Genomic DNA, 25,884 nt, shown 5'->3' with positions numbered 1-25,884 from the left:
AACCTCCTATTGGTGTCTCAGACAGGAAGGGATATCCATATGCAGGGCCCTTCTTGTCGGAATCCAGGCCACCATCATCGAGAGTACGATTCCCGAGACAAAGGCTACGATGATTGATCTGAAGCTCCAGGCTCCCCGAAGGATGTTCTGGATTCGGTATCCAACATCAATATCGCGAAGCATCGAACCATAATTTATACCTATGTTCACCAGATAGATATTTCCCAGTATCCCGAGCAAGACCCCGACAAGGGAGCCTATCAAACCGATGCCTCCGGCCTCAATGAGAAAAGCCCAGCGGATTTGCTTGTCTGACATCCCCAAGGCACGCATCATTCCCAATTCACGGATACGTTCATACATGGCCATGAGCATCGTATTGGAAATACCGACAGCTGCTATGAGGAATACCAGAAAGAGAATGGTGGAAGATCCTCCTCGTTTCGCCTCGGCAATGGCAAGATAGTCCTTGGCTAAATCTCTCCAACTATAGGTTTCCAATTGTCCATCAACTGAAGTGACTATTGTCCCTATGTCCTGGGTTGCCTTGTCTATCTCTTTATTGTCGGGAATAAATACATCCAGTTCCGTTACGCTGCCTTCCATGCCGAGATGTTCGTTCGCACTTTTGATGTCCATCATCAGCAGGGTACGGTTCACGTTCGGGTTCGGACAATTTAGGATGCCCACTACCTGCATGTCCATGGCCTCGTAGAATCCTCCGTTACCCCGGGTGACAAGCGTGACCCAGTAGCCTACCTTGGCCCCGATGTCCTCTGCAAGCCAGGAGCCGAGGAGTATCCCGTTCTCATCCCCTGGCTTGAGAAACCTGCCCTCTGCTAGAGTGTCGGCGAAATGGAAAACCTGGTTGTCTTTCTCTGGATCGATGGCCGTAACCAGCACCGGTAGGTTGCCATCCTCACCGAAGTCGTCACTATAGAGTATCATATCGGCGGAAAAGACGGTGCGAGGAGTAGCCTTCCATCCATTTTTTTCCAGAGAGGCAAGCACCTTGGAAGGATCCTTGATAGCCTTGTCCACAGGATACTGGAGTCGTTCGTCCCAGTATCCTTGCCGGTATATCCTGGCCGAGGAGGTCTCATACCATTTCAGGTTCCTGACCGATTCTTGTTCTGCTCCCATGAGCATGGAATCTACAATGATATACATCATCAATCCGACGGCAATGGCGAAAGCAGTGATGAGGGTACGTCGTTTGTATCTGAAAAGATTTTTTAGTGCGAGCGAGAAGATGAATTTCACCTACTTTCTCCTTTCATCACGTAGTATGTTACCGTCATGAAGCCAAACCAATCTATCGGCGTAGTCCATTACCATTTGGTCATGAGTGGAAAAAATGAAGGTTGTCTTGTATTTCTTGTTCATATCCTTCATGAGTTTGAGAATGTCCTCTCCTGTCTTTGAGTCGAGATTTGCCGTAGGTTCATCAGCAAGGATTATCTGTGGATGCTTTACCAAAGCCCGGGCAATGGCAATTCTCTGTTGCTGTCCCCCGGAAAGCCTGTTAGGTCTTCTGTTTTCCATTCCTTCCAGTCCAACCTCTTTGAGGATGGCGTAGGTTCTTTCCTTGATCTCCGGTTCAGCAATATTCAGTATTGAAAGTACAAAAGCCACATTCTCATAAGCCGAAAGTACGGGAATAAGGTTGTAGGTCTGGAAAATGAAACCAAGATTGGTCCTGCGAAAGATTGTCTTTTCATTTTTCCCCATGGCTGTGACTGGTTTTCCATCGATGTATATTTCTCCTTCATCCAGGGCATCGATGCAACCTATGAGGTTGAGTAGCGTTGTTTTTCCTGATCCTGAAGGTCCTGCAATGGAAAGAAACTCACCGTCGTTTATCTGGAGGGAAACCTGTTTCAATGCCTTGACTACGGTTTCTCCGGCCTTGTAATTTCTCGATACCTTCTCAACGCTGATCATTGGCAACTCCTTCGGCTTTCTTGTTTGATTGTTCTTTTGTCTCTTGGATCTTTTGCAAGGCCGCTGTGCCCAATACAGAACCCATATCCATATGGTCAAGAATGGAGGCGGGAATCAACATCATTGAATTATTTTCTCTGATTCCTTCATAGATCATGTTCATGGACCTGAGTTGCAAGGCAATCGGGTCATTGGCGTACACGGCAGCAGCTTCGGTAAATTTCTTGGCAATCTCCACTTCTGCAGCACCGAGGATGACCCTTGACTGTTTTTCCCGTTCCGCCTGAGCCTGTTTGCTCAAGGAATTCTCAAGTTCCTTGGGAATGATGATATCAGTTATCTCCACGGAAAGTATTGAGACTCCCCAGGGATTGATTTTCGTATCCAAGGCAGTCTGGATCTCTTTGCCCAGCTCCTCCCGTTCAGAGAGCAATGAAGATAGTTCATGCTTACCGATGGAATCGCGCAAGGCTGTCTGGGCGGAGAGTATGACTGCTTCCGTATAATCCTCTACCTCAAGGACAGCTTTTTTTGCATCCCAGATCATCCAGAAGGCAAGGGCATCGACATGAACAGGAACGGTATCGCTGGTAAGGGTTTTTTCGGCGCTGAAATCGGTTGCCCTGATTCTCATGTCAATGGATTCTGCAATCCTGTCAACTATCGGGATCAAGAAAAACAGGCCGGAGCCATGTACTTTCCTGAATTTGCCGAGACGCAGTACAATGACCTTATCCCATTGATAAATCAACTGAATGGAAGAAGAAAGCAGCAAACCCAGACTTGCACAGATAGCCATGGGATACAGGGCCAGACCAAAGGAACCCAATACATAGAGCCAGAGGAAGATAATGAGTATGATTGAGGTTGCCCACATGGGGAAAAAGGCCAGAATCAAGCCTGAGCAAATGATGGCAAGAGAAAATTGCAGGATGGCCTTGATTGCTATATAGGGAAATACAACAGACTGTAACCAAACCCCGAGAGCCATGCAAAGGGCAAGGAGCAAGAAAGACACGGCCCCATATCGGAAATCTGTTTTCAAGGTAAAAGCCGGTGAATTCATGATACGATTGATTTTTTTTCTATAGATGTTCATTTGGTTCCTTCTTTCAGTTTCAAATCTGTTCCCATTTCCTGGATATTTTGTTGGATTTCCTCAAGGGAAAAACCATAGGAGGCTGCTTTTGTAATATAGGTTCTGGTAAGTTGGGTGAGGATTTTTTCTCTTTCAATGGCATTGATATTGATCTCTCGCTCGCTGATGAATGTTCCTGAGCCTTGTTGCGTGACGACGATTTGCCGGATTTCCATCTCATTATAGGCCCGTGCCACCGTATTCGGGTTGATACTCAAGTCTACGGCAAGACTCCGTACCGTCGGCAATTGTTCCCCTTTGCTGAGCCGACCATCGGCAATTGCCATCTCGACTTGAAAAATGATTTGCTTATAGAAAGGAACCCCACTCTTGAAATCCAGGATAAAATCGAGTTTTGGTTCATTGATAGGTTTCACGTCCGTCTTCCTTTTGTACTATTGTATTATTTCATTAGTACAAATGTCAAGGAATTTTTTATCCCACCCATTCAGGGACCTGCAGGCCCGTCATTGATGATGCAGACAGGAGGGAATGTCTTTACGCAAAGCTTGCCTTACAGGAAGGATTGCTACGAACATAGAGAGGATGATTCCTGAAAGAAAGGCGAAAAGGAGGGTCCTGAAATTCCAGGTTCCCCGAAAAATGCTTTGTATTCTGTATCCGATATTGAAATCCCTCATCATCCAGCCAAAATCGATACCGACCTGTACCAGATAGATGTTGCCCAAAATACCGAGCAAGATCCCGAATAACGAGCCGATCAGGCCGATACCTCCGGCTTCAAAAAGAAAAGCTAAACGGATTTGTTGATCTGATACTCCCAAGGTACGCATCATTCCCAATTCACGAATTCGTTCCTGCATGGCCATGAGCATCGTATTGGAAATACCGACAGATGCTATGATGAAGACCAGAAAGAGAATGAGGTAGGAGCTTCCTTTATCAGCGGAAAGTGCAGCCAGATAATCCCTGGCAAGATCACTCCAACTATAGGTTTCCAATTGTCCATCAACTGAAGTGGCTATTGTCCCTATGTCCTGGATTGCCTTGCCTAGCTCTTTATTATCGGGAATAAATACATCCAGTTCCGTTACGCTGCCTTCCATACCGAGATGTTCGTTCGCACTTTTGATGTCCATCATCAGCAGGGTACGGTTCACGTTCGGGTTCGGACAATTTAGGATGCCCACTACCTGCATGTCCATAGCCTCGTAGAACCCTCCGTTACCCCGGGTGACAAGCGTGACCCAGTAGCCTACCTTGGCCCCGATGTCCTCTGCAAGCCAGGAGCCGAGGAGTATCCCGTTCTCATCCCTTGGCTTGAGAAACCTGCCCTCTGCTAGAGTGTCGGCGAAATGGAAAACCTGGTTGTCTTTCTCTGGATCGATGGCCGTAACCAGCACCGGTAGGTTGCCATCCTCACTGAAGTCGTCACTATAGAGTATCATATCGGCGGAAAAGACGGTGCGAGGAGTAGCCTTCCATCCATTTTTTTCCAGAGAGGCAAGCACCTTGGAAGGATCCTTGATAGCCTTGTCCAGAGGATACTGGAGGCGTTCGTCCCAGTACCCTTGCCGGTAGATCCTGGCCGAGGAGGTCTCGTACCATTTCAAGTTCCTGACCGACTCTTGTTCAGCTCCCACGAGCAAGGATTCAACCAGGATATAGGTCATCAAGCCGACTGCAATGGAAATGGCGGTAATAAGGGTACGTCGCTTGTACCTAAAAAGATTCTTGAAAGCAAGGGAGAGAATGAATTTCATGATTTCTCCCTATATAATTCTGCAAAGACAAAATAAGTGAGATTGTTGTTTTTATAGGGGAAGAGCATTCTTTTGGGAAGATCCCAGGTAGGTGTATACATTGTTTTCAAGGTAACCTCTTTCAATAGGATAGCAAGCCCTGTCAAGAAAACAATCCTTCTGTCTGGTTTCTTTTCATTGGAATTTTATAACGATTCCCGTCTTTCAAAGAAAAACCCCGTTTCAAATCTGAAACGGGGTGTATTCGTGATTATATGCTATATAACAAGCGTTGGTGGGGCATATACCCTGGCCTTGAGTTCTTGATCCAACAAATACAAAGCCTTGGCATCCGAACCATACATGTCATACTTCAAGATGTTGTCTTCGGAATTCTTCTCTTCCTCTCCCTGTTCCTTGATGAACCAATCCAGGAATTGGATGGTTCTGTAATCCTTGACCTGCATGGCTGCATCATAGATTGCATTGATCGATGATGTGATATATTGCTCATGTTTCAAAGATTCTACCAAGGGAGCCTTGAAGTTTTCATATTTCTTGGTTGGGTCCGCGATGGAACCGAATTCGACGGCATGTCCGTTGTTCAGTAGATAGGTCTTGAATAGCAAGGCATGGTCCCTTTCTTCCTGGGACTGGATGACGAACCAATTCTCATATCCTATCAAACCTTTTATGGCATAGAAATTGGCCATATCCAAGTATAAGTATGCAGAAAAGAATTCTTTGTTGATTTGTTCGTTTATCAGTTTCACAATTGTTTTATCTAACATGTAAAGTCTCCTTCTTTTGTCATGTCTTCAATATACTGCGAGAATCACCATAAGGCAAACAACAGTATTTCTATTCAATATCGAAAAAAAAGGGGTAGAGTTGCTGAATTTGGGTGCGTATGATAGAATCGTTGCCATTATGAGATTGGAACAAAAAAAATCGTTATTGCCGAACCAATACCTTATTATTGGATTCTGTTCAATTATAGCTTTTGGTTCTTTGTTGCTCTTCCTTCCTTTTTCTCATCGCCCTGGTATACACATACATTATCTTGATGCCTTGTTTACTTCCGTAAGCGCCGTATGCGTTACCGGTTTGGTTACTCTGGATGTAGCAGCGACCTTCAATTTGTTTGGTCGCACCGTCATTGCTTTATTGATCCTGCTAGGTGGTTTGGGATTTGCCTCTTTTGTCTTATCCTTTTCCATGTTGCTTGGATGGAATATAGGAATCTCCAAGCGAAGCGTGATTCGAGAAGCCTATAACCTGGGGTCCTTGAAGGGCACTACGCAGGTAGTGAGGACAGTAGCCTTTGGTTCCTTGATTTTTCAAGTCACGGGAACATTCATAGAATATTTTGTATTCAGGAAAAATTATCCTCCGTTGCAGGCTTTGGGGCATGCAGCTTTCAATGCCATCTCTGCATTCAACAATGCAGGGTTCGATTTGATGGGAGGGTACAAAAGCTTGACAGGCTACCGAGGGAATATTGTCATGAACCTCACGACAGCCTTCTTGATCATTATCGGTGGCACGGGCTTTTTTGTCCTTTCCGATGTTGCCAGGAATCGCAAATGGAAGAAATTATCCATGCATAGCAGGATAGTCCTGCTGATGAATACTGTCTTGATTGTCCTGGGAACCTTGGTGTTTCTTTTTCTTGAACATACTGATGTACTTTCCTCCTTCTTCCAGAGTGTGACAGCTCGTACTGCTGGCTTCAACACCATAGACATTGGCAAGATGTCTGAACCAGGGCAATTCTTCTTGATGATTTTGATGTTCATCGGGGCTTCCCCCGGTTCCACCGGTGGTGGTATCAAGACAACTACTGCCTTTGCCATACTTATCAGTCTCGGCAGTATGATTTTCCGTCGTGAGCCGTCCGCCTTCCAACGTAGGATCAGCAATGAAAGTATCATCAAGGCCTTCCAGGTATTTTTGCTTGCCTTGTTGGTTGTCATCCTGGGAGTCTTCTTGATTGCAATCGCAGAAGCCGGGCACTTTTCTTTCTTGCAGATTTCCTTTGAAGGGGTTTCCGCTTTTGCCACGGTTGGATTGTCTACGGGCATCACCCCTTTCCTTGGACCATTCTCAAAAGTGATTTTAATGTTTATTATGTTCATTGGAAGACTTGGACCTTTTACGATAGCCTCAAGTCTACGTGCCAAGGAATCAGTTCTGAAATATGTGGATGAACCGGTATTTATTGGTTGATTAAGGAGATATGATAATGAAGCCTGGATTTAATGCAGATTCCTATGGAATAATTGGATTGGGTAGGTTCGGTACGTCCCTTGCCCTTGAACTGGCCAAGGCTGGAAAAGAAGTCGTAGTCCTTGAAATTGAAACGGAAAAACTTGATGCCATCAAAGATCAGATATCCAATATTTATCCAGTCAAGAGCATAACCCGTGATGTCCTGAGGGAATCGGGGATCTCCCATTGCGGTACAGTTATTGTATGCATCGGCAAGGATGTCGAGTCAAATATCCTGGTAACCATGGGAGTCCTGGAATTGGGAGTTCCCAGGGTAATCGCGAAGGCAACAAGCATTGACCATGGAAAAGTCCTTGAAAGAATCGGCGCCGAAGCCGTATTTCCGGAGATAGAAATGGGAACCCGGCTGGCTCATTCCCTGACCTCCACGGGAACCTTGAACTTCCTTGAATTGTGTGAGGATTTTTCAATTGCCAATATCAATCTTGCAAGTAAATTTACTGAACAGACCATAGCCGATTTGAATCTCCGTAAGAAATATCACTTGAACATAATCGTAGTGATAAGGGACGAAAAGGCTATTTCCGAGGTAACTCCCGACATGGTTCTCAAATCAGGTGATGTTGCAGTCGTTGGTGGTTCCAATGAGGCAATAAAGGTATTTGAAAAAGCAAACGAAGCGTAATCTAGCAATTTTTCTGTGAGTCTAGCAAGAAAAGCGCCATTTTTTGGTAATGGCGTGTATTTTCATGCATTTCCTCGATTTCTTGATTGGTAAGCTCCCTGACAGCCTTGGCAGGGGAGCCGATTAAAAGACTTCTTTTGGGAAAAGTCTTGCCAGGGGAAACCAAGGCTCCTGCTCCTACCATGGTGTCCTCTTCAAGGACAACCCCATCAAGGACAATGGCTCCCATTCCAATAAGACAACCATCGGCAATCGTGCAGGAATGGAGAATTGCCCCATGCCCCACGGTGACATTGTTCCCGATGACCGTAGGAATAGCTTTTGATACATGAATGACGCAGTTGTCCTGAATATTTGTTCCCTGTCCTATTTGAATGGGAGCTACGTCGCCACGAAGCGTTGCGTGGTACCACACGGAAGCACCTTTTTTCAAGGTGACATCCCCTATGATATCTGCACTCGGGGCAATAAAGGTATCTGGTTCCAAGATTGGGTGTTTTTCAAAAAATGTCAGTATCATGGGCGAGGCCTCTCTTTTTACTCTCAGATGCATTCAATCATACATGCAAAAATAGGTAAATAAATAGAATTCCCTGAGAAACTGTTCTGTTTGGTTAGTTATAAGAATTCCCCAAGGTATTTTAGAATGGTAGGCAGGAAGTATCTTTTTTTGTATAAAAAATGCAAATGACTTGCAAATTTAAATCCGCGATTGTATAGTGTGTCTCACAAATCATTATTTTGGAGAATAGTCATGAAACAAAAAATTCGAATAGTACTTGCAATGAGCTTTTTCCTGGCAGTCCTTCCTGGGCTCTTTGCCAATGGAACGAAAGAAGTTGCCTCGGTTTCTGAAAAACCCATGATAGCCGTGAGCATCCTGCCCCAAAAATACTTTGTAGACCGTATAGCGGGCTCTTTGGTGGATGTTGTGGTTCTTGTCGGGGAAGGGCAGGACCCCCATTCCTATGAACCTACTCCTCTTCAGATGACCCAGTTGGCAAAGGCCAGTTGCTGGATTCTTTCAAAAACAGATTTTGAGCTATCCTTGCAACCCAAGATAGCCTCGCTCTATCCCAAGTTGGATATGATTGATGGTACCGAGGGAGTAAATCTTAGATATCTTGAGCACCATGTAGAGGAAAGCGGGGAGGATGTTCCCCAAGGTACGGAGATCGATCGCCATACCTGGCTTGGCTTGCAAGGTTCTTTAGTCCTTGCCGGCCATATCAAGGACTCCCTTGTTGCCCTGCTTCCCCAAGATAAAGCCCTTCTGGAAAAGAATTATGAAGAACTTGTTTCAGATATCCAAACGACCTTTACTGAGTTGAAAGCAAGTCTTGCTCCTTTGAAAGGCCGTACGGTATTTGTGTATCATCCTGCTTTCGGGTATCTACTCGATGATCTTGGAATGATTCAGGAAGCAGTTGAGACCGGAGGCAAGGAACCTACGGCAAAAGCCTTGGGACAACTCATTGCCCAGGCGAAAGCCGACAAGGCGGCGGTCATTTTTGTACAGGCACAGTTCCCTGTCAATGCCGCCGAGACCGTAGCGAAAGCTGTCGGTGCAAAAGTGGTTTCCCTCGATCCCCTGGCCGAGAACTGGTTGGATAATATTCACCTGATTGGCAATTCCTTGTTGACCGCATTGGAACCTACAAGGTAATGTATAGGCATGAATGAAAGGAATTTGGCTTCTCCTACCTCCTCTCAGGAGGTTTTGGAGAAAGCTGCGGTAGTACTTCGGTTTTCCCAGGTAGGTTTTTCCTATGGATCGCTGGCAGTCCTTGCGGATGTACATTTTCATATCCATGAAGGTGAATTCATTGCGATGGTTGGTCCCAATGGGTCAGGAAAGACCACCCTACTTAAATTGATTCTGGGTTTGGAACAACCCTCGGGGGGCACCGTTGAGCTTTTTGGCCAAAATCCTCGATATGCCCGAAACCAGATAGGCTATGTCCCCCAGCATGTTACCTACGATCCTACCTTTCCCATTACCGTGGGAGAGGTGGTCAGAATGGGAATGGTCCGTTCTACTTCCTTCAGAAAGAAACCAAAGGATGACCCCCAAACCCTCAGGGCCCTGGCACAGGTGGAACTCTCGGATTTGGTTGACAGACCCTATAGTGCTCTCTCCGGTGGCCAACGTAGGAGAGTCCTGGTTGCCAGGGCTTTGGTTGCAAATCCCAGAATGCTGATTCTCGATGAGCCGACTGCAAATATGGATAGCGAAAGTGAAACCCGTCTTTTCGCAACGCTCGGAGAACTGAAAAAGAAAACGACCATTCTTATTGTCACGCATGATATGAGTATGGTTTCCTCTCTTACCGATCGGGTGTTTTGCATTGGTGGCCACCATCTTTCAGGGACTTCGGCCCATACGGTTGTCCAGCATGTCCTGGAACCAGCGGATGCTCCCGAGGATTTATATGGAGGAAAAGTATTGCGTGTACTCCACCAAGTGGAGCTATCCGCCGATATGTGTGAGAACCCCCAAAAAGGAGCCCTCGATGACTAGTTTCCTTGGGTTTTTCACCGCGTTGGTCAATCCTGATTTCCCGTTTCTCAGAAATGCCTTGTTTGCCGGTTTGCTCTCCTCTGTTCTCTTTGGTGCCTTGGGAGCTATTGTAACCGTAAAGCGTATCGCCGGGCTTGCCGGGGCAATTTCCCATGCAGTGCTTGGTGGTATCGGGATAGCGTTGTATCTTTCGGTGACAGGTAAGGTTCCCGGTCTCCAACCCTTGGTGGGAGCTATCATCTTTGCAGTCCTTGCTGCCGGTATCATCGGTTTTGTCTCCTTGAAGGCCAAGCAGCGTGAGGATACGGTTATAAACGCAATCTGGGCAATCGGGATGAGCATAGGAGTTTTATTCATGGCGAAGACTCCGGGGTATACCGATCCATCAAGCTATTTATTTGGGAATATCCTGTTGATATCCAAACAAAATCTGGTCATGCTTGCCATTCTCGATTGTATCGTCGTGTTTCTGTCTTGGCGATTTTATCCCCAGATCGAAGCTTCTTCCTTTGATGAGGAATTTGCTCAGGTAAGAGGAATTCCTACGCAAACGGTATTTTTGCTTATCCTGAGTATTACGGCCATTGCCGTAGTCTTGCTACAGACTTTCGTTGGAATTGTCATGGTCATCGCCATGCTCACGCTTCCTGCAGGTACTGCCGGATACTCTGCTCGGAACCTGTCAGGCATGATGATTCTCGGGACGCTGTATGCCATGCTATTCTCTGTTGGTGGCCTTGCCACCGCCTGGGCGTTGGATGTGCCTGTTGGTGCCATGGTCGTGGTGTTTGCGGGTGCAATTTTTCTCGGGGTTGCCATAGGTAAATTCTTGGTGCAACGCAGAAAGAAATCTTGAAAGGAGGGGAATAGATGACCAAGGCGAGAAAAGCAGTACTTGCAATATTGGAACGGTCGACAGAACCACTTTCAGCCACGGAAGTTGCAAATATGGTAGGCGATCAGTGTGACCCCGTAACAATTTACAGGACACTTCATTATCTTGAGGATCATTCGCTTGCAAGCTCTTTCATTCTTCACTGCAATGAGCACGGGACCGAGCGTTATTACTCAGCAATGGAGGAAGAGGGTTCTTGCCATCATCATTGGTTCCATTGCGAGCAGTGCCATCGGTTTTTGGACCTTGGCGGATGCAGTCTTCAACCACTTCTTTGTACCTATGAAAAGGAAAATGACATTATCATAAAGGACCATACCTTTTTTTTGACCGGTATCTGTCCGAATTGCAAGAAAATCCTTTCGGATACAAAGGCCTGATAACAAACCAAGAATCAAAAAACTATAATAAAAGGGTTGCCACCAGATTTCCTGGAAGCAACCCTTTTGTATAGGAAAAGACTACCTTAGCAAGAATACTTGCCCGGTTCGATCTCGTCTCCGAAATCAGCCTTGGCTTTCTCGATTCTGGCGATTGTCTTGGCCCAGGCATCAAAGATAAGGGCAGGACAATTGGCATCCATCTTCTTGAAATATGCGGTTGATCTCTGCAATTTCTCGATCCACTTGGTGCAACGGAATGTGAATTGGTAGGTGTATTCACTTTCTGTGTAGTCAAGGTCAAGGTATTTCTTGAACAAGACCTTCAAATCCTTATAGAGAGGGATTTTTCCGGTAGGAGTATCCAAGGCTTCGTATTCGCCATGAATTCGTCCTTCTGCCCAGTGCAACCAGACCTTCTTGGCAAGCTTGTCCGTGCAGAATTTACCTTCCTTGGTCCTGAGGAAATAGTTGGTGGAGAAAACCTTTGGAGCCTTGTCAACACTCTTTCCGAACTTGATGTTGTTCATGGTGTATTCGCCAAGGGGATAGGATACGAAATCCATGTTAGCCATCGGGCTGGGATTCCTTACTCCTTCCTTTCCAAGGGTAGCAGAGGTGGTTTCTGACTCAAGCGTACAAGCCTTGATCAGGATACCTTCTTCCCAGGATGCGGATTCCTCCACTGGAACACAAGTATCGCTATCACGACCACCATAGAGAATACCATCGACCTTTACACCCTTCTTGGCCTCAAAGCCTTTCTTGTCATAGTTCTCGAGATAGTCGAGTCTCATGGTGTAACGGGCATTGCCATGTGCGACAGGAATCTTGTTTCCTGCTGCATCTGTTTTTCCCTCGAACCAGTTGGCACCGGAGTGGTTATCCCCAGTTTTTGGAGTATCGAGCCCCGAACCGAGCCAGTACGGCTGATTGTCAGGTCCGCGCAATACATTGGAGAAAATCAACTCTTGATCGCGCATGAGGTTGTCGAAGATCACGGGATCATCTTCAGCGTTGACGTCCTTGATAATACCAAAGATACCTTGCTCGACGTTTACACCACGGAATTCACCGTTGATGTTTCTGAAATAGGCAATGTCATCACCGACGATTTGTTCACCGGGAATCATTGCAGTGGAAGTCTTTCCGCAAGCTGATGGATAGGCACCGGCAAAATAGGTCTTTCTGCCTGCATCTTCATTCAAGCAAGCCATGAGGAACATGTGCTCACAGAGCCATCCCTCTTTTCCTGACTTGTTGATTGCAAGACGCATGGAATGCTTCTTCAATCCAACGGAGTTTCCTGCATATTGGTCATTCATTGAATATACGATGTTATTCTGCTTGTCCATGTAGATACGACGCTTGTCGAGGTTTTTTGAGCAACCACGTTCGTCAAGTACACCGGCTGAATGGATGAACTTGAAGAAATTGTCGTCGTTGTCTTTCATTTCCTTGAAATGCTCGTAGGCAGGTCTGTAGAGGATTGCCTCGGAGTGGGCGACATACCAGGAATCGGTGAACTGGACACAAGGAATAGTGAATTCCGAGAAAGCAGGGCCTTCACAGAAGAATTTCACGACGGCATCTTTTCCTGCCATGATATTCTTGGAGATACCCATGATCTCTGCCTTTCCTTCTTCATATTCAACGGAATTGAGGGTTTTCATTTTCTCGAGATTTTCTTTGTAGACCATGTATTTCGTATTTACTTTGTCACGAGCCTGATCCCCATAACCATCCCAGTGAATTGTCTGTCCGTTCTTTGCAAGCTTGAACTCTTCGCCAAGCTCAAGAGCTTTGGCCTTGATATACTCTTCGTCAGCCTTGCTATCATCACAAACGTAAATGGTGGCGGGGTTGCAGTGCTCAGCAAATTGACCTACAAAGTCCATGACCTTGTTGTTCTTGAGTGCCGTAAGCTTATTGTAGCTCGTTGCATTCATTTTGCTTTTCAGTAATTCAGAATACTTGGAATCCATATTATTCTCCTTTGATCAATATCAACGTTATGAAAAGTATACCCCCATTCAAAAGGTGTCGCAAGGGGGGTAAGTTCAAGGAATTTTATATGGCATAAAGGGAAGAATGGAAAATTAAGTTCACAAAAGGTCATGTCAGGGACTGTTTTGCACTTTTTAATAGTCAAATTTCCTATTTATCATAGGTGTATACGCTATAACCCAAAGGTAGTGGTTCTTAACCGAAGAGCTTGGACAGGATAGGAACTGAAGCACCTTTGACAGATTGACTCTCCCCTGTTTTCCCAATATATTTTGTGATACTTTCCTTGGAATTATGGGATATTCTTCTTTTTCTGTGCAAGGAAAATACTATCGAATGGTTTTTCAATGAAAGTAACATCGATAATCAAAGCAATTGGAATAGTGATTGCCTTCTGTTTTATGCAGAAAGGTCTCATGTATAGGTACCCTTCTATAGGAAGGATTGGAAGACAACTGAAATGGAATACGTAAACCCCCTCGGGACAGAAAAGGTATCAAAATTATTGGTAAGGTTTTCTGTCCCTGCGATAGTCGGAATGATGGTAAATGCCCTATACAATGTAGTTGACCGCATTTTTATCGGAAACAGTCCCGATTTGGGGTCGTATGGAATAGCCGGTATTACCATCGGATTTCCCATTATGATCATCCTCATTTCCGTGGGACTTCTCTTTGGAGTTGGCGGAGCAACCCTTTTTCGATCCGATTGGGACAGGGAAACAAGGAAGAGGCGGAACAAATTCTTGGGAACGCCTTCGGCATGTTGGTGCTTTTTGGCATTCTGTTCCAGATATTTGGTGAAATCTTTCTTGTTCGTATCCTTTCCCTGTTTGGGGCAAGCGAGCAAGTCATGCCCTATGCGCTCGAATATATGCGGTATATTTTTCTGGGATCCACTTTTCAGATAGTGAGCATGGGGTTGAATCATTTCATACGGGCAGATGGCAACCCCAAGATAGCGATGTTGACCATGTTTTTGGGAGCCGGAGTGAATACTGTCCTTGATCCCTTGTTCATCTATGGCTTCAGGATGGGAATGAAAGGTGCTGCCATTGCCACGATTCTTTCCCAGGCCCTCTCGACTATTTGGGTAGTCACATATTTTCTCGGAAAACGAAGCCGGAATAAACTTCGTCTTGCCCATCTCAAGCCGAAGAAAGAGCTTATTTCCAGAATTGTCAGCCTTGGAATGCCCGGGTTCTTGATGCAACTTGCCAACAGTTTGCTCAATGTAGTCCTGAATAAGACCCTGTTGGCCTATGGTGGGGATATGGCCATTTCGGCAATGGGCATCGTCAATAGTCTCCAGACTATTTTTATCATGCCTGTCATTGGCCTCACCCAAGGTGTGCAACCCATTATCAGTTATAATTTTGGGGCAAAAAAATTCGATCGGGTCAAGCAGGCGGCAAAACTTGCGATTGTGTCGGCAACAATACTCGTGACCATTGGCTATTTGATAACCAGGTTGTTTCCACGGCAATTGATAGCTCTCTTCAATCGTGACCCTGCGTTGCTCGATTTTGGAAGCTTTGCCTTGACCCGATGGTTCCTGTTCATGCCTTTGATCGGGTTCCAGATCATAGGATCGAACTTTTTCCAGGCAATCGGACGATCCAGGTCTGCAATGTTCCTTACCCTTTCCAGGCAGGTGATCTTCCTTATCCCGGCCATCTTGGTGTTCTCGAAGCTTTGGGGATTGGATGGGCTTCTTTCTGCAGCTCCCTTTGCTGATCTCCTGTCGACAACCTTGACTGCCATTGTCTTTACTGTAGGGATGCAAAAGTTGGAAGTACAAAGACGTTCCCTCTAGAAATGAAGCTACTTGACAGAGTGCTCATTGAGTAGTGAAAACAGGAGTACCCGGTTCTTGACTCCCAATTTTGCATAGATATTCTTGATATGTGTCTTGACTGTATTTTCCGAGATGAACAAGGCAGTGGCGATCTCCCTATTGGTTTTGCCTTGGACCAGATACCGTATGATCTCTTCTTCACGTACGGAAATTCCATGTGAGGCAAGGACTTCCTGTTGGATGGTAATTTGTTGATAAGGTACCTCATAATTCTGGAAGTACCTTCTGCTGATGAAAAAATAGAGATACACGACAAATACCGAAAAACTCAAGTAGGCCAGCTTGAAGGCATGGTGCTTGAAAAAAATCAAATCCAGGGGAAAGGTAAGTACCAGGGGAAGAAAGGTAATGCTGATTCCCCTCAACAACAACTCCTGTTCTCTTCCCTTGGCTTTCTTCTGGTAAAAAAGAGCTGTGATTCCAAGGATGACCATGAGCATGCTTCCACTGAAGAAATGGTAATGCAAGGTAAGCTCCATTGCCAAGATCCAGTCTCCCTTGCTTTTTTCTATGATAAAATAGAGGCTCAGGATGAGAAAGAGAAATATGATTGCCATCAATATCCTGTTCCCCAGATTTTTCTGGTTTTGGGTTGCTGGCAAGAGATCCATAAGATACCGACTCATCATCGATAAAAGGGCAGTGGTAAGAAAAATGGAGACCAAGGTAAAGCAGAGCCCAAACGTTTCATAGGCTTTTCCTTGCAACTGATCTGGGCCGTATACCCTGGAAATATAACTCATGAGTAGGGTAAGGCACATCTGGAGACAGAGAGGAATCAATACCGTCAGGAATCCCCGGGTATATTGGTCACGGGCACGTACATGGAGCAAGATACAGAGACAGGTGATGGAAAAGACCAGGGAAGTGGTGGTAAACAAGAGAATATCCCCGATTATGAACACTGTGTGGCTCCTTTTCGCTCCAGTTTACCACACGTGGTCCATTCTTCAAAGCGTGAACAGATAGGAAAGCTTTATCGTCAAGGAGTCATTGTTTTTCCAGCTCTTGAAAACGCTGTCTTCATCACCAGAAAGCAATCCGAATACCCTACCTTTTACAGAAAGCGATACATTGTCGTTGACAGAATAGGAAAGGGAGGGAAGAAATGCATAGCCCTTTGTTTCTACCTGGTACGTAAGGGCCAATCGTATATTCACTGTTTCCCGAACCAAGGGAAGGGATAGGGCAGCGGTGAGGGTATTTCCGTAGGCTTTGCCTGCAAAGGCCTGATAGATATCAACATCACCGTAGAGTGCATTGACTTGGTCGAAATGTTCTATCCACTGTCCATTGTACATGACTGTGGCATAGGCTTGAGTACCGAAAAGAAATAAACCGACACCTGCCTCATATACCCATTTGCTGTTATACAGGCTCGGATCAGTTCCCTCTCCATCCTCACTCAACCAATATCCTCCTTCCAGCATGAAGGTAAAGGGCCCGGTTATTATCGTGGCTTCCGTTCCAAATAATTGGGCCCGGGTATACTGAATGTCGACACTCGTAACGTAGGGAGCTGAGGGATCACTTACATCATAGGTAAGGTTCTTATAGCCAGGTTGGCTATAGAATCCATTGAAATACAGCAAGGCCAGGTCGGCTGGTCCCCAAACTGTCTTGAGTCGGGTCCCGAACTGCGAATAATCGAAGTTTGCGGTATTGGGATAGTTGATTGTCGCACGAGCACCTCCAGGGGAAAGAAATGCGGCAGGCAGGAGCGACCAACGGCCTTCTTGTGCTGTTTTCATCGGGGTGAACGTCGGCTCATATACGAGCTCCCAGGTTGTATTACCCCAGGTTGCTGTCGTCATGATCATTGGTTGCGGGATTTTCATGGAAGCAAGGTCATCGACGATTCCTTCGCTGTAATCGAGGGAGTTGAGTACATCGACTACATGCACTCCATCGCCCGCGCCCCCACTCCTTGGTAAGCAATCCTGCTTCAATTCGGACATTCTTCTCATAGATTGAGAGCGAGAGGTTCGTTATGGGCTGGGATTCAGAAGAATCCAAGGAAAGGGCTACGGAAGTTTTTTGGGTATTCCCTGTCAGATTGAGGGTGAGTAGAGGTTGGGGAACGATTGCCCCATCTGAAGGATAGCCAGCAAGGGAGAAGGCAACGGTACCGTTGCCCTCGATTCCCCTCTGCTGAGTGGTAGTTGCCAAGGGTTGTGAGGAATCGGAAAAAAGATTGCCCAGGTCATCATAGGCTGAAAGGGAAGCCATGACGGTGAACACTACAAGAAGCGTGAGTATTGTTTTTTTCATGATAGTCTCCCTGTAGCAAGGAATGAAAGCGTAAAGAACCCTTCGTTTAAGGGTATATCGTATTTTGCCTGCAAGATTTCAATGCGAGTGCTGTGTTGGGAGTCCAGGCTCGTCATCACCAGAGTGGTTGTCATCCAGCGGTTGCCAACTTTTGTAATCTCTTCGGTTTTGAGGACTTTGAGGAGAGAGGTTTCGTCTTTTTTATAAAACTCTACCTGAATTGGCAAGAAGGTGGTTTGGTCCACCCAGATTATGGTCTTGCCGTATTCGGACGAAATGGTAGGAACCGACTCCACTACATAACAATGGTAGGTCCCAGCATCCTCTTCTCGAAGGAGTGTATGGACTGCCTGGTCTTTGGTATAGGTAGTAGAAGCCATGTCGGCATAGGTGAAATCACTTCCCATAAAGGACCCGCCTCCCTCTTGGGCAGCTATCCGTTTGGTTTTTCCCAGGGAAGGGAGATATATCCATTGGTCATCGTTACCGTCTTTGTTCTCGAGGGTAAGGAATCTGGTGTTTTTCACACTGGAAGGAGAGAGAAAGACCGTCAAGGTCTTGGTCAATCCATCTTTTTCACTAGTCAGGGTTTGCAGGCGACGTTCCCTTGCACTGCCATTCTCTTCCTGCAAGGTAAGTTTGATATCCAGGGCGGAAGTGGTGGAAGCCTGTGCTTCCTGGACCTTCTGCATGATTGAGGCCCCTGTTTGTTCAGCTAGAACCGGAAAGGTGACGAGCAGAAGGCAAGACAGGACAAGCACGAGTTTTTTGCTGAGTTTGAAGTTTTTCATGGATTGCTCCTTGTTTGTTGTTTTGTAAGAAATGAGGGATTTGTCCGGATAATAAGCATAGGAAGGACAGTGAGACTGGATAGACTTGCAAAGAGCATGGAGATGCAGAACAGAATGCCCATTTGCTGGATGGGAATGAAGTGGCTGAAAAGCAGGCCGCTGAATCCAAGGGATACGGAAGCGGCATTTATTACGATGGCTCTCCCGGTAGTCCCCAGAATGTCTGGCAAGGAGTCTCCAAGCGATCGAGAAGTATCTGCACGTTTGAAAGCGGCTAGCAGATGTATTGCATAGTCCACCCCGATACCTATGGCCAGGGATGCCAGCAGGCTGGTAATGATATCCAGATGGATTTTAAGAAGAGCCATGGAAGCAAATATCCCGATGAGGGCAAAAGCAACCGGGACGATGCCCAGCAAGCCTGCAAGGGGTGATTTGAACATAAGACTTACCAACAGCCAGACGATAAGGATGGCCCCAATCAAGGAATAGATTTGCGATCTGGTAACCAAATCAGTCAAGGCGAGGCTTATTGCCTCTCCTCCACCCGTCTCCTGAGTCCAACCCGCACTCAAGTTCGTTTGCCAGAAACCAGTGATTTCCTTGGTGATTATTCGCAAGTTTTTTGTATCACAGGGATGAAGTTGGATGACTATCAAGGTGGCATCGGGTTCCAGGGCATCGTTGATATAGCCCGAGAGGTTGCCTGAATAAAGTATCAGATACTGGGAAATCAAGTTTTGCAGGTCTGCCGTCGTTTCGAGTCCGTATTTTTTGGGGTCGGTGGGTATTTCATAAAAAGTCTGGGGATCTTGAACTTTTCCCGTTTCTTTCGGCAAAGAAGAGATGGGTGTCGAGATTGGTGGAGCAGAAGATCCTCCAAAGAAATCAAAGGTTCCCTGATCTTGATTTTTCTTTTGGTAGGGAATGGTATCCAGGTTATAGATTGCATTGATCTGTTTTAGGTACGGCAAAATGGTCTGGACATTCCCGACCAATGGGTTTTTTTCAAGGGAAAGAGTGAAAGCTTCCAGGGAAGAAAGAAAACCAGGATTCAGGACAGAAGAGGGCGCATCTCCTTTGATCATCACGGTCAATATATTGCTTCCGTTCATTTTCTCGTTGAATACATTGGTGTCCTGCACGAGTTTGCTATTTGGCTTGAAGAAATCCAGCATATTGGTTCCTGTCTTGATTGTCGGAAGGAGGAGGATTGTGCCTATAAGCAGCAAGCCGGATATAAGAGCAATGGGCCTTGATCCTTTTCTGGCAATGGTTTCAAGTGCTGTAAAGAAAGAGGAAGAGCTTTTGCTTTTCTTCAAATGGATTGCCTTGATTCCTTTTGGGTAGGATAACCGCAACAAGGAGGGGAGCAAATATAAAGCCGATAGCTGGGAGAGTATGACCCCGAGTGCACTCAGATATCCAAAGGATCTGAAGGGGGCAAGAGGACTGGTGAGTTGGGCCAGGAACCCTGCTGCCGTAGTAGCCCCGGCCATAATGATAGGAAGTCGGTTCCTGTGTACCACACGTTTTATTATCGTATCCGTTTCCTCTGGGGAAAGCATTCCTGAAAAAGTGTCGACCTCTTCATAGAAATGGCTCATTACGTGGATGGTATAGGCACTTCCGACAATAAGCAGCAACACCGGGACCAACATGGTTGCCATAGTGAAGGTGCTGTGGCTCAAGGCCATGATTCCCATGATAAGGGAAGCCGAGACAAGAAGACTCAAGAGAGGAAGTACCACCCCGGCAATTCTACGAAAAGAAAGGAATAACACAAGGATGATCAGAAATCCGACGACAGGGCCAAGGATTGCAAGATCACTTACCAGACTCTTGTTGATTTGGTTCTTGACTACAGGAAGGCCCACCAAAGAGAAAGAAAGTCCCTCTTCTGGTTGGGTGGCAAGGATATTCTGTACTTTCCTGAGCAGGGTGTTCTGATCTGTCCCTGAGAGTCCGGTGTTTGGTTGGAGGATGATCGAGGCAAGGGTTCTATCCGACGATAGTAGGGTTCCCTCGTAGATCTCCTTCCCTTGCTCTATTCTTTTCTCCATTCCCTGCAGTTCTTCAGGGGTATCTCCCTGGAAGAGTGGTACTACTTCTATACCGTCAGAACCACCTTGCAGATGGTCGATATTGGTGAGGGACCGAACTGAATCGATTCCATCCAAGGCGGAGAAAGTATCCGAGAGGTTCTTGATCACGGACAGGGCAGTGGGCGTGAGAATAGTGGTTTTGTTGGTTTGCAGGACTCCTACTACCATGGAATCCATGGAGCCAAACTGTTTTTCAATTTTCTTGTTGACGGCCACGACTGCTGCCTTTTGTGGAATGAAGGCATCGGTAGAGCTATCAACGACTAGGTTTCTTGCCATTAGCAAGGAACCTGCGGCAATGAGAATTGCCGCCAGGACAATTAAGCAATCCCCGTAAAAACGTCGTCCCATACTGTGTTTCCCCCATAGCTAAGGGTACTGGGGGAAAACCTGTGATCCAATCGCTTTCTTGGAGGATTCTTCTGCTTCTTATAGGGTATTTATGCCATCACCTATATGGGTGATTCTTCTTTTATAGGGAACCAAGCAACAGTGTCTGGAAGGGAGCTAAGGTTGCTATGAGCAGAGTGTCTGTTTGTTTGAAAGAACAATCCAAGCCCCAAAGGTAGTGGTATTCCTTTTCAGAGGGAACGGTAATGGTTGCTTCAGTAGCCGCGGCATTGGTCAAAACCAAGATACTTTCCTGCCTTGTTTCTCGTTTGAAAGCATATTGGTCGCTCTGTAGATAAAGTTGGGTATAATCACCCAAAATCAAGGCTTCATGTTCCTTTCTCAGGGCAATCAACCCATGGATATGACTTAAAAGATCTTGATTTCCTTTCTGTATCTGGGAAACCTCAAGGCTGGGCCGAAGTGGACGATCGTCATCGCCTGACTTTTTGCCTTTGATGCCCCATTCCGAGCCATAATATACCGAAGGAGTACCCTTGAAGGAAAAAAGCAGGGTGTAGATGTTGAATAGATGGTGTTTGTCCTGTAATTTGCTTGCTAATCGGTCGACATCATGGTTATCCACGAAATTATAGAGAGATAGTTCCCTATACATTCCTTCTGGGCCAAATTCCCTGTTGGCGCTGTAGGCTAGTTCAAACAGATTGTGGTCATTATGGGCAGAATAGAGTGCCTTGTGCAGTTCATAGTTGGTGACGCTATCCAGCATCTTTTTGTTTGCTCGTTCTCGGTAATCCCCATGGATGACCTCCCCGAGCAAGAAGAAATCGGGATCGTTGGATTTTACCTGTCGATGGAGTGCCTCCAAAAACCCCAGGTCGAGGGAATCGGCACAGTCCAGACGAAGGCCATCGATATGGAACTGTTCTTTCCAAAATTGGGCAACAGACAACAAATAGTCTTGCACTTCGCTGTTGGTCAAATCGAAGACTGCCAACTCTTCGCAGCCTCTCCAATTCTCATAGGTAAAGCCTTCAGTAGTGAAACAAACATTTCGATACCACTTTTTATAGGGTGACTCTTCCTTGTTCTTTTCTATATCCCTGAAAGCAAAGAATTCACGCCCGGTATGGTTGAAGACTCCGTCAAGAATGACCTTGATACCTCTCTGGTGGCAGGTATGAATGAGGTTGACCAGGGTCTGGTTATCTCCGAGTCTTGGGTCGAGGGTGTAGTAATCGGTAGTATCATACCCATGGCTGAGGCTGTCGAAAACTGGTCCCAGGTATAGTGCGTTGAACCCCATTCCCACAAGATGATCCAGCCACTGTTCTATCTTGCTGAGACGATAGGCCAGGCAATGATCCTGGTAGGGGGGAGCCCCACAGAGAGTGAGTGGATTCATGTGATAAAAGCAAGCTGTTTCGTACCAAGATGTATTCATGTCTTTCTCCTTATACCAACCGGTAGGTATATTACCGGGGTGGCCATATATTCATTGTTGCAGAAATCAATGCACGATCACGCTTTTACGAATAGATTCCATGCATGAACTGGTGAATCAACTGATTGATATCCTTTTCTTGCAAGCTTTTTCCTTCCTGGAGATTGGAAAAGGCATATTCAAAAACCATACCAAGAAAACTATGGGCAAATTGATTCTGCCTGCCGTTCATGTTTCCCAGTTGCCATGCTGCAGATTCAAAAACCTGGAGAATCATGTTCTCCAGCCGATCGAGATAGGGTTTGGTGGCAAGATAGGCCTCATCCTTACGTCCGGAATAAAAAAGATGGATAAGCAGGCAATAGAATTCGGGGTTCTTCATGGCAAGGGAACAGAATTCCTGGGCAACGGCTTGAAGGGTGTAGGGAATGTCATCCTTTCGTTCCGTGGCTTTTTCGAGTTGGGGAAAATCTACAAGAAGGTAAGAGTCAAACAGGGCACGGAGCAAGCCTTCCTTGTTTTTGAAATAATGATACAGAGTTGGTTTCCCGACTCCTACTTTGTCTGCTATTTCCTGTACACCGACAGAGCTGTATCCTTTTTCCGAAAAAAGATTCAAGGCTGTCTGAAGTAGGGCTTCGCGATTGTTTTCCATAGCTTTACTGTATACCGTTCGGTATATTATGTCAATCAATCTTCCTTCCAATTTTTGCAATGAACTTTACAACCATCGCCCAAAGATGGATGATAAGGCATAAGAGGCAAAAACGATGAGTGAACCAGGACTGTACACCAAAATCGTGGCCACCGTAGGGCCAGCATCCAATACCTATGAAATTATCAGGACCTTGATTATCGAAGGAGTTCGGATCATACGTTTGAACTTTAGCCATGGATCGTATGATGAGCAACAGGCTCGCCACGATATGGCCAGGAAAGCTTCGGCAGCCTTGGCAATTCCTCTTGCCATAGTACAGGATCTGCAAGGACCCAAGATACGGGTAGGCTCGCTCGCTGAACCTTCGTTTGAAATCAAGGGAGGCGATAAGCTTACCATTACCACCGAACAGTGCATGGGTACCAAGGATAGAATCAGCATTGATTATCCCTATTTGCATGAGGAAGTGAGCAAGGGATCCCAAATCCGTATAGATGATGGCTTGATTTCCCTTACGGTCGATTCTGTCGTGGGCAAGGATATACTTTGTACGATTGCAGAGGATGGTACCTTGTTTCCTCGCAAGGGTGTGAATCTTCCGGGAATTCCCTTGCATCATCTCAGTTCCTTTACTGAAAAGGATAAAAAGGATCTTGCCTTTGCCTTTGCTAATAAACTTGATTATGTTGCCCTGTCTTTTGTGCGTAGTTCCAAGGACATCATTGCGCTCAAGGCGTATATGCAAAAGACTTTTGGACGGGTAATTCCCATTATTGCGAAGATTGAGAAACCCGAGGCGGTAGCGGATATCGACGCTATCATCGAGCATTCGAGTGCAATCATGGTTGCCCGTGGTGATTTGGGCGTCGAGGCTTTGCCAGAGGAAGTGCCTTTGTTCCAGAAATCCATAATTCGTAAATGTCTTGCTGCCGGGGTACCTGTGATAACCGCGACCCAGATGCTTGATTCAATGATGCATAATCCCCGACCTACCAGGGCAGAGACCAATGATGTTGCCAATGCCGTATTGGATGGGACCAGTGCAGTTATGCTTTCTGGTGAAACAGCGGCAGGGGAATATCCTATCCAAGCCGTGAAAACCATGAAACGCATAGCTGCCTTGACGGAACGAAGCGATGAGTTCAAACGACTTGTCCTCAATCAGATTCATGATTTGGAGCATGGTAAACTGGAAAAGAAGCAAACTAAGACAGAAGCTGTCGGAATTGCGACCAGGGAGCTTGCCTTGGCCATCCAGGCCTCTTTTATTGCTTGTTTTACTCATTCAGGCAGCACGGCCCGCTTGATAGCGAAATTCAGGCCAAGTGTTCCGATCCTGGCCTTTTCCCCGAAAATCGAGACGGTCCAGCGATTGTCTCTTTCCTGGGGCGTGAATCCCATACTGATTCAGGATTTGTCTTCAGTGGATCAGTTGCTTGACTATGCCCCTCATTACCTGCAGGAAAAGGGTTTTGTTTCCAAAGGGGAGACTGTTGTGATTACCGCCGGGGTTCCCGTGGGGAGTTCTGGAAGGACTAATATGATCAAGGTTGTGGAGATAGAATAGGGTTCCTTGGACTTGTTCTCAAACTTCCCTGTGAACTTCCAAAAAGATGCTGTCCTTGATTGAACGGATTGCAAAATCCTCGTTTTCCTTGATTCTCAAGGTATCCAGGGGGACCATTTTTTGTGTTCCTTCTGCATATCTCTGGATTTCAATCTCTCCTTTGACAACAACGATTACCGTATCGGAACCTTTATGGAAAGAGAATTCCCTGAAACTTCCCAAAGCCATCAGTACTTTCTTTGTATAGGTTTTTGGCCCCTCGCTAGTTTCCGTTGAGTCGATTATTGTATATTCCCCCCACAGGAGTTCTTCGTGGCGAGGGCTGGTGCTTATGGTATCGACATATTTCTTGAGAACCGGGCTTTTTGAAGGTGAAGTGACGAGAATACCGTCAGGGCTGGCAGCGATTACCAAATCATCCGTTCCCAGGGCTATGATGGGAATGTCAAGTTCATTGATGATAAAGGTACTTCCCGAAGGTTCCGCTATCAATCCCTTGCCCCGACAACCGGGACCCAATTCTGTTGCAAGGATATCCCAGGTTCCGAGGTCTTTCCATTTTCCCTTGTAGGGAACCATTGCTATGGAGGTTGCGTTTTCTACGATCTCATAGTCAAAGCTGATTTTTTTCAGCAACGAATAGGTCTCGTATAGCTGACTATACGTCGTTGCCTTGGTATGCTTGGCGAGAATATTCATCAGGTATCCCAGTTGAAAGGCGAATACACCACCGTTCCAACAGGCTCCTTCGCAAATAAGTGCCTCTGCTTTTGTTTTTTCGGGTTTCTCGACAAATCCCTTGACTGATTGATTGCCGTTGATCTTTTTCCCGGGTACAATGTACCCATATTTTTCAGAGGGATGGTCGGGTTCGATACCCATCAGGACCAGATCGGAAAAACCCTGTTTTATCAGTTTTTCCATTTTCCCGAGAGTCTTGAAATATTCCAGATCGGCATAAACGTCGACGGGGAGGACTATCACGACCTCATCCAGGGGAATCTGTTTTTCCCAGGATAGATAGGCCGAGGAGAGGGCAATCGCCGGAAAGGTATCCCTTCGTTCAGGTTCCAGGACAATGGTTATTGAGTTCCCAAGTTGATTCCTGAGAGAATCATGCTGGGCTTTGCCTGCGGCAACGGTAACCTTGTCCCCAAGGCCTGCTTCTTGGATCTGGCGGTATACCCGTTGAACCATGGATTCTGGTTTTCCATCAGTTCCCTGTAAAATGGGCAGGAATTGTTTGGAACGAGCTTCATTGGAAAGTGGCCATAACCGTTTGCCTGAACCGCCTGACAATAAAATGATATGCATACGCTGATCTACCTTTTTAGT

At 46.1% G+C, this 25,884-nt stretch carries 25 protein-coding genes; 8 read left to right on the top strand and 17 right to left on the bottom strand.

Going from position 1 to position 25,884, the window contains the following annotated elements:
* Nucleotides 1–6: 6 nt before the first annotated feature.
* The 6 genes from ACHZBG_RS13370 to ACHZBG_RS13345 form a co-directional block, all read right to left on the bottom strand.
* Nucleotides 7–1,263: an FtsX-like permease family protein gene (locus tag ACHZBG_RS13370; protein WP_320129966.1), complete on the bottom strand. Its 1,257-nt coding sequence runs from the start codon at nucleotides 1,261–1,263 to the stop codon at nucleotides 7–9.
* The gene (locus ACHZBG_RS13365) at nucleotides 1,264–1,944 is read right to left on the bottom strand and encodes an ABC transporter ATP-binding protein (RefSeq protein WP_320129965.1); all 681 of its coding nucleotides are present in this window, start codon (nucleotides 1,942–1,944) and stop codon (nucleotides 1,264–1,266) included. It abuts the gene before it with no gap.
* Nucleotides 1,931–3,043 carry a slipin family protein gene (locus ACHZBG_RS13360; protein ID WP_320129964.1) on the bottom strand — a complete coding sequence of 371 codons (1,113 nt, stop codon included), beginning with the start codon at nucleotides 3,041–3,043 and terminating at the stop codon, nucleotides 1,931–1,933. The genes ACHZBG_RS13365 and ACHZBG_RS13360 overlap by 14 nt, the downstream gene beginning before the upstream one ends.
* Nucleotides 3,040–3,459: a GntR family transcriptional regulator gene (locus ACHZBG_RS13355; RefSeq protein WP_320129963.1), complete on the bottom strand. Its 420-nt coding sequence runs from the start codon at nucleotides 3,457–3,459 to the stop codon at nucleotides 3,040–3,042. Before ACHZBG_RS13355 ends, ACHZBG_RS13360 begins: the two co-directional genes overlap by 4 nt.
* A 90-nt stretch (nucleotides 3,460–3,549) precedes the next feature.
* A complete protein-coding gene (locus tag ACHZBG_RS13350) occupies nucleotides 3,550–4,806 on the bottom strand; it encodes an FtsX-like permease family protein (protein WP_320129962.1) in 1,257 nt (418 codons plus the stop codon).
* Nucleotides 4,807–5,063: 257 nt separating this feature from the next.
* Nucleotides 5,064–5,576 carry a ferritin gene (locus tag ACHZBG_RS13345; protein WP_320129961.1) on the bottom strand — a complete coding sequence of 171 codons (513 nt, stop codon included), beginning with the start codon at nucleotides 5,574–5,576 and terminating at the stop codon, nucleotides 5,064–5,066.
* A 139-nt stretch (nucleotides 5,577–5,715) separates the two neighbouring features.
* On the opposite strand from ACHZBG_RS13345, the gene ACHZBG_RS13340 reads away from it, so the two are divergent.
* Together ACHZBG_RS13340 and ACHZBG_RS13335 are read left to right on the top strand one after the other, a co-directional pair.
* Entirely contained in the window at nucleotides 5,716–7,014 is a 1,299-nt protein-coding gene (locus ACHZBG_RS13340; RefSeq protein WP_320129960.1) for a potassium transporter TrkG, read from the top strand.
* A gap of 16 nt (nucleotides 7,015–7,030) precedes the next feature.
* Nucleotides 7,031–7,702, top strand: coding sequence for a TrkA family potassium uptake protein (locus tag ACHZBG_RS13335; RefSeq protein ID WP_320129959.1), 672 nt, complete (start codon nucleotides 7,031–7,033; stop codon nucleotides 7,700–7,702).
* A gap of 1 nt (nucleotide 7,703) precedes the next feature.
* Here ACHZBG_RS13335 and ACHZBG_RS13330 read toward each other — a convergent pair whose 3' ends face one another.
* Complete coding sequence (locus tag ACHZBG_RS13330; protein WP_320129958.1) at nucleotides 7,704–8,222, bottom strand: gamma carbonic anhydrase family protein; 519 nt, start codon at nucleotides 8,220–8,222, stop codon at nucleotides 7,704–7,706.
* 234 nt (nucleotides 8,223–8,456) lie between these two features.
* Between ACHZBG_RS13330 and ACHZBG_RS13325 the strand changes: the two genes are divergently transcribed.
* Genes ACHZBG_RS13325 through ACHZBG_RS13310 form a run of 4 tightly spaced genes read left to right on the top strand, consistent with a single transcriptional unit; the run spans nucleotide 8,457 to nucleotide 11,498 of the window.
* Nucleotides 8,457–9,368 carry a metal ABC transporter solute-binding protein, Zn/Mn family gene (locus tag ACHZBG_RS13325; protein ID WP_320129957.1) on the top strand — a complete coding sequence of 304 codons (912 nt, stop codon included), beginning with the start codon at nucleotides 8,457–8,459 and terminating at the stop codon, nucleotides 9,366–9,368.
* Between the two features lie 9 nt (nucleotides 9,369–9,377).
* Nucleotides 9,378–10,223, top strand: a complete 846-nt coding sequence (locus ACHZBG_RS13320) for a metal ABC transporter ATP-binding protein (protein ID WP_320129956.1) — start codon at nucleotides 9,378–9,380, stop codon at nucleotides 10,221–10,223.
* Entirely contained in the window at nucleotides 10,216–11,079 is an 864-nt protein-coding gene (locus ACHZBG_RS13315; RefSeq protein ID WP_320129955.1) for a metal ABC transporter permease, read from the top strand. The genes ACHZBG_RS13320 and ACHZBG_RS13315 overlap by 8 nt, the downstream gene beginning before the upstream one ends.
* A gap of 14 nt (nucleotides 11,080–11,093) precedes the next feature.
* Nucleotides 11,094–11,498, top strand: coding sequence for a transcriptional repressor (locus ACHZBG_RS13310; protein WP_320129954.1), 405 nt, complete (start codon nucleotides 11,094–11,096; stop codon nucleotides 11,496–11,498).
* 86 nt (nucleotides 11,499–11,584) lie between these two features.
* Here the strand turns inward: ACHZBG_RS13310 and ACHZBG_RS13305 are convergent, their stop codons facing one another.
* Both ACHZBG_RS13305 and ACHZBG_RS13300 read right to left on the bottom strand, forming a co-directional pair.
* Nucleotides 11,585–13,483, bottom strand: coding sequence for a phosphoenolpyruvate carboxykinase (GTP) (locus ACHZBG_RS13305; protein ID WP_320129953.1), 1,899 nt, complete (start codon nucleotides 13,481–13,483; stop codon nucleotides 11,585–11,587).
* 454 nt (nucleotides 13,484–13,937) lie between these two features.
* A complete protein-coding gene (locus tag ACHZBG_RS13300) occupies nucleotides 13,938–14,162 on the bottom strand; it encodes a hypothetical protein (protein WP_320129952.1) in 225 nt (74 codons plus the stop codon).
* A 51-nt stretch (nucleotides 14,163–14,213) separates the two neighbouring features.
* On the opposite strand from ACHZBG_RS13300, the gene ACHZBG_RS13295 reads away from it, so the two are divergent.
* Nucleotides 14,214–15,320, top strand: coding sequence for an MATE family efflux transporter (locus ACHZBG_RS13295; protein ID WP_320129951.1), 1,107 nt, complete (start codon nucleotides 14,214–14,216; stop codon nucleotides 15,318–15,320).
* Nucleotides 15,321–15,328: 8 nt separating this feature from the next.
* Here ACHZBG_RS13295 and ACHZBG_RS13290 read toward each other — a convergent pair whose 3' ends face one another.
* The 7 genes from ACHZBG_RS13290 to ACHZBG_RS13260 all read right to left on the bottom strand — a co-directional run bounded on the left by ACHZBG_RS13290 (nucleotide 15,329) and on the right by ACHZBG_RS13260 (nucleotide 22,979).
* On the bottom strand, nucleotides 15,329–16,267 hold the full coding sequence (locus tag ACHZBG_RS13290) for a response regulator transcription factor (protein WP_320129950.1): 939 nt from the start codon (nucleotides 16,265–16,267) through the stop codon (nucleotides 15,329–15,331).
* 45 nt (nucleotides 16,268–16,312) lie between these two features.
* On the bottom strand, nucleotides 16,313–17,266 hold the full coding sequence (locus ACHZBG_RS13285) for a hypothetical protein (RefSeq protein WP_320129949.1): 954 nt from the start codon (nucleotides 17,264–17,266) through the stop codon (nucleotides 16,313–16,315).
* Nucleotides 17,211–17,633, bottom strand: a complete 423-nt coding sequence (locus ACHZBG_RS13280) for a hypothetical protein (RefSeq protein WP_320129948.1) — start codon at nucleotides 17,631–17,633, stop codon at nucleotides 17,211–17,213. The genes ACHZBG_RS13285 and ACHZBG_RS13280 overlap by 56 nt, the downstream gene beginning before the upstream one ends.
* On the bottom strand, nucleotides 17,630–18,424 hold the full coding sequence (locus tag ACHZBG_RS13275) for an outer membrane lipoprotein-sorting protein (protein WP_320129947.1): 795 nt from the start codon (nucleotides 18,422–18,424) through the stop codon (nucleotides 17,630–17,632). Before ACHZBG_RS13275 ends, ACHZBG_RS13280 begins: the two co-directional genes overlap by 4 nt.
* Nucleotides 18,421–20,880 (bottom strand): MMPL family transporter, encoded by a 2,460-nt coding sequence (locus ACHZBG_RS13270; RefSeq protein ID WP_320129946.1) that lies wholly within the window; start codon nucleotides 20,878–20,880, stop codon nucleotides 18,421–18,423. Before ACHZBG_RS13270 ends, ACHZBG_RS13275 begins: the two co-directional genes overlap by 4 nt.
* Before the next feature lie 121 nt (nucleotides 20,881–21,001).
* Nucleotides 21,002–22,324 (bottom strand): alpha-amylase family glycosyl hydrolase, encoded by a 1,323-nt coding sequence (locus ACHZBG_RS13265; RefSeq protein WP_320129945.1) that lies wholly within the window; start codon nucleotides 22,322–22,324, stop codon nucleotides 21,002–21,004.
* Between the two features lie 85 nt (nucleotides 22,325–22,409).
* Nucleotides 22,410–22,979 (bottom strand): TetR/AcrR family transcriptional regulator, encoded by a 570-nt coding sequence (locus ACHZBG_RS13260; RefSeq protein ID WP_320129944.1) that lies wholly within the window; start codon nucleotides 22,977–22,979, stop codon nucleotides 22,410–22,412.
* Between the two features lie 115 nt (nucleotides 22,980–23,094).
* On the opposite strand from ACHZBG_RS13260, the gene pyk reads away from it, so the two are divergent.
* A complete protein-coding gene (gene pyk / locus ACHZBG_RS13255; protein ID WP_320129943.1) occupies nucleotides 23,095–24,549 on the top strand; it encodes a pyruvate kinase in 1,455 nt (484 codons plus the stop codon).
* 18 nt (nucleotides 24,550–24,567) lie between these two features.
* Here the strand turns inward: pyk and ACHZBG_RS13250 are convergent, their stop codons facing one another.
* Nucleotides 24,568–25,863 (bottom strand): sugar phosphate nucleotidyltransferase, encoded by a 1,296-nt coding sequence (locus ACHZBG_RS13250; RefSeq protein ID WP_320129942.1) that lies wholly within the window; start codon nucleotides 25,861–25,863, stop codon nucleotides 24,568–24,570.
* Between the last annotated feature and the right edge of the window lie 21 nt (nucleotides 25,864–25,884).

Source organism: uncultured Sphaerochaeta sp. (assembly GCF_963676625.2).
In the GTDB taxonomy this organism is placed as follows: Bacteria; Spirochaetota; Spirochaetia; order Sphaerochaetales; family Sphaerochaetaceae; genus Sphaerochaeta.
This window is presented reverse-complemented; position numbering and strand designations above follow the sequence as displayed.